Annotated in this window: 8 protein-coding genes; 4 read left to right on the top strand and 4 right to left on the bottom strand. The window is 70.5% G+C overall.

Annotated features, from left to right (window positions below; all coding sequences use genetic code 11):
- Positions 1 to 45 precede the first annotated feature (45 nt).
- From ABT254_RS22640 to ABT254_RS46570, 3 genes are all read left to right on the top strand, one after another.
- Positions 46 to 1,167 (top strand): asparagine synthetase B family protein, encoded by a 1,122-nt coding sequence (locus tag ABT254_RS22640; RefSeq protein WP_351472842.1) that lies wholly within the window; start codon positions 46 to 48, stop codon positions 1,165 to 1,167.
- Positions 1,164 to 1,913 carry a class I SAM-dependent methyltransferase gene (locus ABT254_RS22635; RefSeq protein WP_351472839.1) on the top strand — a complete coding sequence of 250 codons (750 nt, stop codon included), beginning with the start codon at positions 1,164 to 1,166 and terminating at the stop codon, positions 1,911 to 1,913. The genes ABT254_RS22640 and ABT254_RS22635 overlap by 4 nt, the downstream gene beginning before the upstream one ends.
- A gap of 188 nt (positions 1,914 to 2,101) precedes the next feature.
- Complete coding sequence (locus tag ABT254_RS46570; RefSeq protein ID WP_450748092.1) at positions 2,102 to 2,461, top strand: hypothetical protein; 360 nt, start codon at positions 2,102 to 2,104, stop codon at positions 2,459 to 2,461.
- On the opposite strand, the gene ABT254_RS22625 is transcribed toward ABT254_RS46570, so the two are convergent.
- Both ABT254_RS22625 and ABT254_RS22620 read right to left on the bottom strand, forming a co-directional pair.
- A complete protein-coding gene (locus ABT254_RS22625) occupies positions 2,424 to 3,176 on the bottom strand; it encodes a GAF and ANTAR domain-containing protein (RefSeq protein ID WP_351472836.1) in 753 nt (250 codons plus the stop codon). The genes ABT254_RS46570 and ABT254_RS22625 overlap by 38 nt on opposite strands.
- A gap of 1 nt (position 3,177) precedes the next feature.
- Complete coding sequence (locus ABT254_RS22620; protein ID WP_351472833.1) at positions 3,178 to 3,915, bottom strand: GAF and ANTAR domain-containing protein; 738 nt, start codon at positions 3,913 to 3,915, stop codon at positions 3,178 to 3,180.
- A 576-nt stretch (positions 3,916 to 4,491) separates the two neighbouring features.
- On the opposite strand from ABT254_RS22620, the gene ABT254_RS22615 reads away from it, so the two are divergent.
- Positions 4,492 to 4,974 (top strand): DUF5994 family protein, encoded by a 483-nt coding sequence (locus ABT254_RS22615; protein ID WP_351472830.1) that lies wholly within the window; start codon positions 4,492 to 4,494, stop codon positions 4,972 to 4,974.
- Between the two features lie 24 nt (positions 4,975 to 4,998).
- Here ABT254_RS22615 and ABT254_RS22610 read toward each other — a convergent pair whose 3' ends face one another.
- Together ABT254_RS22610 and ABT254_RS22605 are read right to left on the bottom strand one after the other, a co-directional pair.
- Positions 4,999 to 6,192 carry a PP2C family protein-serine/threonine phosphatase gene (locus tag ABT254_RS22610; protein WP_351472827.1) on the bottom strand — a complete coding sequence of 398 codons (1,194 nt, stop codon included), beginning with the start codon at positions 6,190 to 6,192 and terminating at the stop codon, positions 4,999 to 5,001.
- A 78-nt stretch (positions 6,193 to 6,270) separates the two neighbouring features.
- Positions 6,271 to 6,771 carry a DUF5994 family protein gene (locus ABT254_RS22605; protein WP_351472824.1) on the bottom strand — a complete coding sequence of 167 codons (501 nt, stop codon included), beginning with the start codon at positions 6,769 to 6,771 and terminating at the stop codon, positions 6,271 to 6,273.
- Between the last annotated feature and the right edge of the window lie 83 nt (positions 6,772 to 6,854).

The raw sequence follows: 6,854 nt of genomic DNA, 5'->3' as shown, positions 1-6,854 counted from the left end.
GACCTACGGCTCCACCTACGACCTGATCGACTCAATCCCCGGGCCATGGCGCGCACCTTGACCCGCCGGCACCGCTACAGCGCCGACACCCTCTTCGACGGTGTGTACCGGCTCACGGAACGCGCCACGGCCGTCTTCACGACCGCGGGACTCACGATCCTCTACCCCGAGCCCGCCCAGCACGTACTGGAACCCCGAAGGCTGCGCCCGGGTGTTGACCCGGTGGACGCGTTCGATGTGCTGCTGACCGAGGTTGCGGCCGGGTGGCGTTCTACGGCGAGCTGCGTCGGCGTGGAGGTGTCCGGCGGGGCCGACTCGGGCAACGTAGCTCTCTCAACCGCTGCGGCCGGCTTCGGCTCCGTCCACACGTTCGGGCTGCTCATGGGCGGACGAATCGGTCGGCTCCAGCAGGACCGACGCCGCATGCTGGTGGATCACTTGGGGCTGTGGGACACCGCCGTCCCGGCCATGCAGCACCCGCCGTTCGTGCCCGGTGGAGTACGGGAGCGCGGAATGCCGCACGACCCGGCAGGAGCCTTCTATCAGGAGGCGTTCGACGTCCTGCGCGGGCACGTGGCCGCCCACGGTTGCGAGGTGATCTTCACGGGCGGTGGCGGGGACGAGGTCAATGCCTGCCACTCCCGTACGGGCGCGGAACTCCCTGCGGCAGAGCCCGTCGTTTGGCTCGGGGATACGGCCATCGAGGCCCTGGTTCAGGTGGACGAGAACCTCGCCCCTATCCCCGTGCTCCCGGTGCCCACGCTCATGGCGTTCGGCCTGCACAACCCGGCCTACCTAAGACTCGGAATCTGGCCCGTCGCCCCGCTTGTCCACCCCCGCGTCGTGCGCTTCATGGAGCAGCTGCCGCAGGAGCACAAGCAGGGCAAGGCGATGTTCCGCGACCGCCTGCGGCGCGCGGGACTGCCCGAGTCCGTCGTGGCCCCGACCGAACCGGAGAACTTCCCCGCGGTCATGGAGTCGGGCCTGCGAAGCTACGGCCTTCCCCTCCTGGACGACATGCTCCGCGAGTCACTGCTGGTCGACCTCGGCTACGTTGATCCCGTCGCCCTGGCCCGAGCCCGGGAGCACGCCGAGCGAGCCCCCGTGGTGCCTGACCTGCTGTGCGACACACTCGCCCTGGAAGTCGGACTCCGGAGCCTTGCATGAGCAGCCTGGACATCGTGGAGGCGGAACGCCTCGAAGCGTCGAATCTCTTCTACCGGGACCCCGCTCTGTACGACCATGTGCAGGCCGACAGCGACAGCGCGAGCCTCTGCCGGGAACTCATCGACCGGCACCACCCCGAAGCCCGCACACTGCTGGACTTCGGCTGCGGCACCGGCAGGGACCTGGAACTGCTGGACCAGCACTTCGACTGCATCGGCGTCGATCTTCAGCCCGGCCTGGTCGACTACGCACGCCGCACCCGCCCCGAACTCGACTTCCGGGTCGGGGACATGCGCACCGTGCGGCTCGGCCACACCGCCGACGTCCTGGTGTGCCTGGGCAACTCGCTCGCCTACGTGCACGACAATGCTGACGTCCGGGCAGCGTTCCAGACCTTCGCCGCACACGCGCACCCGGGCACCCTGCTCGTCCTGTGCTCCCCGGTAGCCCCGATCGAGTCCCCGGGCCCTCAACATGCCCGCGTAGAGACTCCCCTCGGGGCCGCCACCGTGACCATCAGCTACCACTGGGATCTGCGGACACAGATCAACACCATGCGCCGACACTGGGTGTTCGACTCGGGGGAGGACTGCCACGATGCCATCCGGCGGCGTGTTCTCGGCCCTCGCGAACTGGAGCTGCATGCGCTCCTCGCCGGCTTCGAGGTTCTTGAGATTATCGACGAAACCGGCGCACAGCCTGTCCTGGGGCCGGGTGCCTACACGGTGGCTCGTCACCAAGGGTGAGGCTTCGGCCAACGTGGTCGCTGCGTGGCGAGTTGGGGCACTGCCTGAGAGCGGAGGACTCCGCCTGAGCGGCAGGCAGTTGCTGGCTGACCTCGACAGGCAGCATGCAGGAAGGAAACGAGGGCGCCCTCCAGTACGTGCTGACCCCCATTGCGCAGCATCGAGGGCATCCAAAAGAACCAGCATGGATGAGCCAGGGAGTACCGGTGCCGGAGCACGAGCAGCGCCAGATCACCGACGAGCAGTTCCACGACGCGGTGCTGATCTGGGACTACCACCGGATGGGCCACGAGCCGCGGCTCTGCTCGGCGGCGAGCGGCCTGGGCAGCCCCGACCTGGGCGTCGCCACCACGGCCGTCGTCCTCTACCTGGGTGCGGTCCAGAGTGTGGAGCTCCGCCTCGTTGGTGCCGGGGAGTGCGGCTCGCGGTCGCCGGTTTTGGTCACCGAGCCGGGCTGCCGTCGGGAAGGGGGACCCGGCCGAGGAGGATGGACACGACGTCGGCAGCTCCTCACCGGTGCAGAGCGTCGGGGGACAGACGGTGGGTGAGGAAGGAGCGGGCCAGGTCGGGCAGCAACTGGCCGTGGGCGGCGGCGTGTGCGCGCAGCCGCAGTAGGGCCTGGTCGATCGGAATGTCGAGTGCGGCGGCGAGGTAGCCGGTGGCCTGGTGGACTTCGGCACGGTAGAGCCGCAGGTCAGTGCCCGGTGGGGTGTCGCCGGTCGGATCGCCCAATTGGGTGACCAGTACAAGCAGCAGGATCTGTGCCAGACCGTGCAGGGCGTCGAGGCAGGCCGGGGTGAGTGGGCCGGGGGTGGTGCGGTAGCCGGTGAGGACCCCTGCGGTGGTGGCCCCGATCTGCAGGGGCAGCGCCACGATCGTGCGGGCCGGGGTGCGGGCGGCGGCCGGCAGGAACAGCGGCCAGCGGGCCGGGTGCGCAGCGTGCAGATCCGGTTCGGTCACCGTCCGGCCCTCTCGGGCGGCCTGGAGGGTGGGGCCGTCGCCGAGGGTGTACTGCAGGGTGTCGAGATCGATACCCAGACCCTGCGGCGGGTCTGCCCACAGCAGTTCGGGCCGGCCGTCCCGGGTGACGGCGTTCAGGGTGAAGGCGTGCAGCCCGAACAGGCGAGCGCTGCCAGACGGCAGTGCTCGCGACGGTCCCTCTCCGGCGCGGACCGCGGCGTGCGCACGGGCCAGTAGATCGGTCAGGGCGTCGTCGGGTCGCGGGACACTCCGGGATCCGGTGTCCTCCGTGTCGCGAGGCACGTCACCGGATGATAGTGAGTTCGGCCGGGATGTCCCCCCGCACGACCTGGTGGGCCAGGTCGGTGAGTTTCTGCCGTCGGCAGCGGGCGTGCCCGCGCAGCCGTCCGAAGGCGTCGTGCACGTCGATCCCGAGCCGGGCGGCCAGCACGCCCTTCGCCTGCTCGATCACGATGCGCGACTGCAGGGCGGTCTCCAGCTGGGCGATGGTCTCGTCCCTGGAGATCAGGCCCTGGCGGTGGTGCAGACAGGCCCCGGCGGCATCGGCCAGCACCTGCGCCCGCTGCAGACCGTCAGGTGTGATCGGGCGGGGCCCGCCATGCAGCAGGTTCAGGGCACCCGGTGTGTGCTGGGCGACGCGCAGTGGTACGGCGGCGACACTGGTGAAACCCGCGGCCGCCGCCCAAGGGGTGAAGCCGGGCCAGCGCTGCGATCCGGGGCCGCCCGGGTGCAGCGAGACCGGTTCGAGCATGCTTCCGGTGCGCGCGCTGTCCACGCAGGGGCCCTCACCCAGGTCGAGCTGAGCCTCCTCCAGACGCCCGCACGCCTCGTCGGAAGCGGTCAGGTAGTCGACCCGGCCGGTCCCGTCGAGGACGGTGACACCGGCCGCGTACACGCCCGCGAACCTCACCGCATACGCCGTCAGATCGTGCAGCATTTCCAGGACATCGAAACCGTCCGTGCGCGAGCCCAGATCGAGCACGGCCCGGGCCAGCAGAACATCGTGGGGCACGGCAGACATCACAAAGATCCGTTCCGTCGCCTCCCGGGACGCACGGCGAGCAGATGCCGGGGTACAGACACACCCGAAGAGGCCACCGTTTGAAGGGTTCGGCTGATGGCAGCCGTGTCATGCCCGCTGACGGAACGCTCCGAATCTCGCCTCGTTTCCTGTCCACCGTCCGAGCCGCCCCTCACGACCGGATCCACGGCCCGGGCAACTCACGGTACGCAGCCCAGCGTATTACCGCGTCCGCATCAAAGCCTTCGCCGCATTCATATCGGCGAAGTCGATGGCCTACGTCGCCGACAGCCGACTGCCCGGCCCAGCCAAGTCCAGGCAATGGTTCCGAGCGCCGTTCTTCGGCGTACTCCCGCTACGTCCAACCGTCGAGTGACACCTGAGAGCCCCCGCGGAGACAGGGCGCTTGCGGCGACCCGTTGGGGGCTTCGGCAAAGCCGGCCCCCCGGGGCCGTCCGGCAATCGGCCGGTCGACCGCCTGAGCGCACACGCCGCGGGTCGCACGCCGTACCTGGAGTAGCGTGGTCAGGGCGAGGTGAATTCTGCTCGCATCGGATCCCGAACGGGTGGTCCACGATGGCCGACTCCGACGCATCCCCTGGTTCCGGGGAGCTGCCGAGTGGTGTGCACCATGCCGTGCGGCCAGGGAGTGCACTGCTCCGGCTGGAGACGTCGGCATCGCGCGAAGGCATCCTCGACGGGGCGTGGTGGCCACGGTCGCGTGACATCGGTGCCGAGCTGCCCGCGCTGCTGAGCGCCCTCACCGAGCACCTGGGACCTGTGACCCGCGTCGGACTGGATGCCACGGCCTGGGAGGGGCTCCCGACACGGATCGTCGTCGGCGACCACGTGGTACACGTGGACTCCTTCCCGGTGAGTGACGACACGGTCCTGATCACCCGGGGCGAGGGTGACCTGTTCTCGCTGCTGGTGGTCCCACCGGACACGCCTCCCGAGGCCGCGCGCGCGGCGATGGCACAGGCTGCCCTGGCCGGCAACGTCAGCGGGGCGGGGCAGATCCTCATCGACACGGGAAGCGGTGAGAGGCCGTCCGGCTGACCTTCGTCGTGGCCGGTGGTGTGGTCAGCCGCGCCACTCCACCAGGAGCAGCGTCGCGTCGTCCGTCGTGTGTCCGCCCCGCGCCCGCTTGAGGGTGTGCGACAGGGAGCGCGCCACCGCCCGCACCCCGCGGCCCGTTCTCTCCAGCCGGTTCACCCAGTCGATCAGCTGGTCCTCCCCGAACTGTTCCTCACCAGCCGTGTGTTCCTCGATCAGCCCGTCGGTGAAGCAGAGGACGCGGTCTCCGCGCTCCAATCCCAGCTCGGTCACCTCCGGCGCCGGTCCGCCCAGGCCGACCGGAAGGGTCGTGGGGGCGAGCAGCCGACGCACGACGCGGTGATCGCGTACGAGGATCGGTGGCGGGTGGCCCGCATTGACCAAGTGCACCCGCCCCGTGGTCGTGTCCAGCCGCAGCATCTGGGCGGTGACGAAGTGGTCCGGGCCGAACTGGTGTGCCACGGCTGCGTCCATGGCGGCGTAGATCTCCGACAGGCCGGTGCCGAGGCGGCGGGCGTGACGGTAGGCGCCGATGGCGACGGTGGCCATGGTGGCCGCGCCCAGGCCGTGCCCCATCGCGTCGATCATGGCCACGTGGAGGACGTCGCCGTTGAGGGCGTAGTCGAAGCTGTCTCCCGCCACGTCGTAGGCGGGCTCCAGGATTCCGGCCACGGCGACCCGCGGCATGATCATGGCCAGAGGCGGCAGCAGGGACCACTGGATCTCGGCGGCGACGCTCATCGGTTCTCCACGGCGGGTGGAGAAGAACAGGTCGGAGTAGCCGTGCTTGGTCACCAGCAGGTCGGCGACCAGGCCGGAGAGCCTGGCCAGCAGCCTTCGGTCGTCGTCATCGACCCGGTCCAGCGTCACGGACATGACGCCCACCTGGTCTCCGCCGTCCAGCAGCGGCAGGTGGATCCGTACACCGTCGTCCTCGGGCACCTCGACGGGCCGGCCATCGAGAAAGCACCGGCCCGCGGCGGAGGCATCGATGTCCTGTGCATCCCCGCCCGCGAGGCCCTCACCGTGCAGAGGTACGAGCAGCAACTGGCCGTAGTCCTGGAGCAGCACCTGCGGACGGCGGCCCCCCAGCCGCTCCACCACGTCGGCGACCAGCGGGCCGATGAGGTGGGGCGGGAGCTCGTGCGCCCGGTCGAGAACCGCCCCCAGAAGGGCTTCCCCGAAGCTCTCGGAGCGGTCCGTGCCCGGTGCGGCCGTCATCCGCTCACCCGCCGTGATCCACATGGACGCGGGCGGCGGGGTCGGGCCGGTGAAAGAGCTGCACGTCTCATCGCTTCATCATGGGGCGTGCAGTTCCCCGGCGCCCTCCCGGCCGAAGCCGTCCTCGACACGTGCCAGGGTGCGCTGAGCCGACAGCGGGTTCCGCGGATCGGCAGCGGCGGTCAGCAGGCGCTCGGCGGTTCTGGCCGGCTCGTCGGGCGGGACGACCAGCAGCTCCCAGCGCCCCACGGTGCCGCAGTCCAGGGTGATGGCATGCTCCTCGGCGGTGGCCTCGCTCAGGACGACCTCGATCACATGGTCGGGCGCCGACACGGTCAGTGGCGCGTCGGGCCAGGCCGCGGCGCCCACCGTGACGCGGGTGACCGTGCCACGGCCGGGGTCGAGCGAGCCCACCAGCGCGGGCAGCTCCAGTTCCAGGGCGTCGCAACGGGGCCACCACGCTCCGTCCAGCGGGCCGTGGCTGGCCTCCGGCGTGAGCCTCAGCCGCGCAAGCGGCATCGTGTACGTGTGGGCGTCATGCGGAGGCGCGCCTCCGGCCGGCGGTGTGGGGGAGTCCATCGTGCGATCCCGTCCGGGCGGCCCGCAGCCACCCTCGTTCCGTCACTCGCCGGGAACGGCGCTGCCGTGATCGTGCGCCCGAC

Source organism: Streptomyces sp. NPDC001137 (assembly GCF_040298885.1).
In the GTDB taxonomy this organism is placed as follows: Bacteria; Actinomycetota; Actinomycetes; order Streptomycetales; family Streptomycetaceae; genus Streptomyces.
Note: the sequence above shows the minus strand (reverse complement) of the source record. Positions and strands in the feature narration are given on the sequence as shown.

Excerpts from the sequence above, each read along its gene's own strand:
- ABT254_RS22610 (WP_351472827.1), bottom strand. The coding sequence starts at position 6,192 with ATGACGGCCGCACCGGGCACGGACCGCTCCGAGAGCTTCGGGGAAGCC.
- ABT254_RS22615 (WP_351472830.1), top strand. The coding sequence starts at position 4,492 with ATGGCCGACTCCGACGCATCCCCTGGTTCCGGGGAGCTGCCGAGTGGT.
- ABT254_RS22635 (WP_351472839.1), top strand. The coding sequence starts at position 1,164 with ATGAGCAGCCTGGACATCGTGGAGGCGGAACGCCTCGAAGCGTCGAAT.
- ABT254_RS22605 (WP_351472824.1), bottom strand. The coding sequence starts at position 6,771 with ATGGACTCCCCCACACCGCCGGCCGGAGGCGCGCCTCCGCATGACGCC.
- ABT254_RS46570 (WP_450748092.1), top strand. The coding sequence starts at position 2,102 with ATGAGCCAGGGAGTACCGGTGCCGGAGCACGAGCAGCGCCAGATCACC.
- ABT254_RS22640 (WP_351472842.1), top strand. The coding sequence starts at position 46 with ATGGCGCGCACCTTGACCCGCCGGCACCGCTACAGCGCCGACACCCTC.
- ABT254_RS22620 (WP_351472833.1), bottom strand. The coding sequence starts at position 3,915 with ATGTCTGCCGTGCCCCACGATGTTCTGCTGGCCCGGGCCGTGCTCGAT.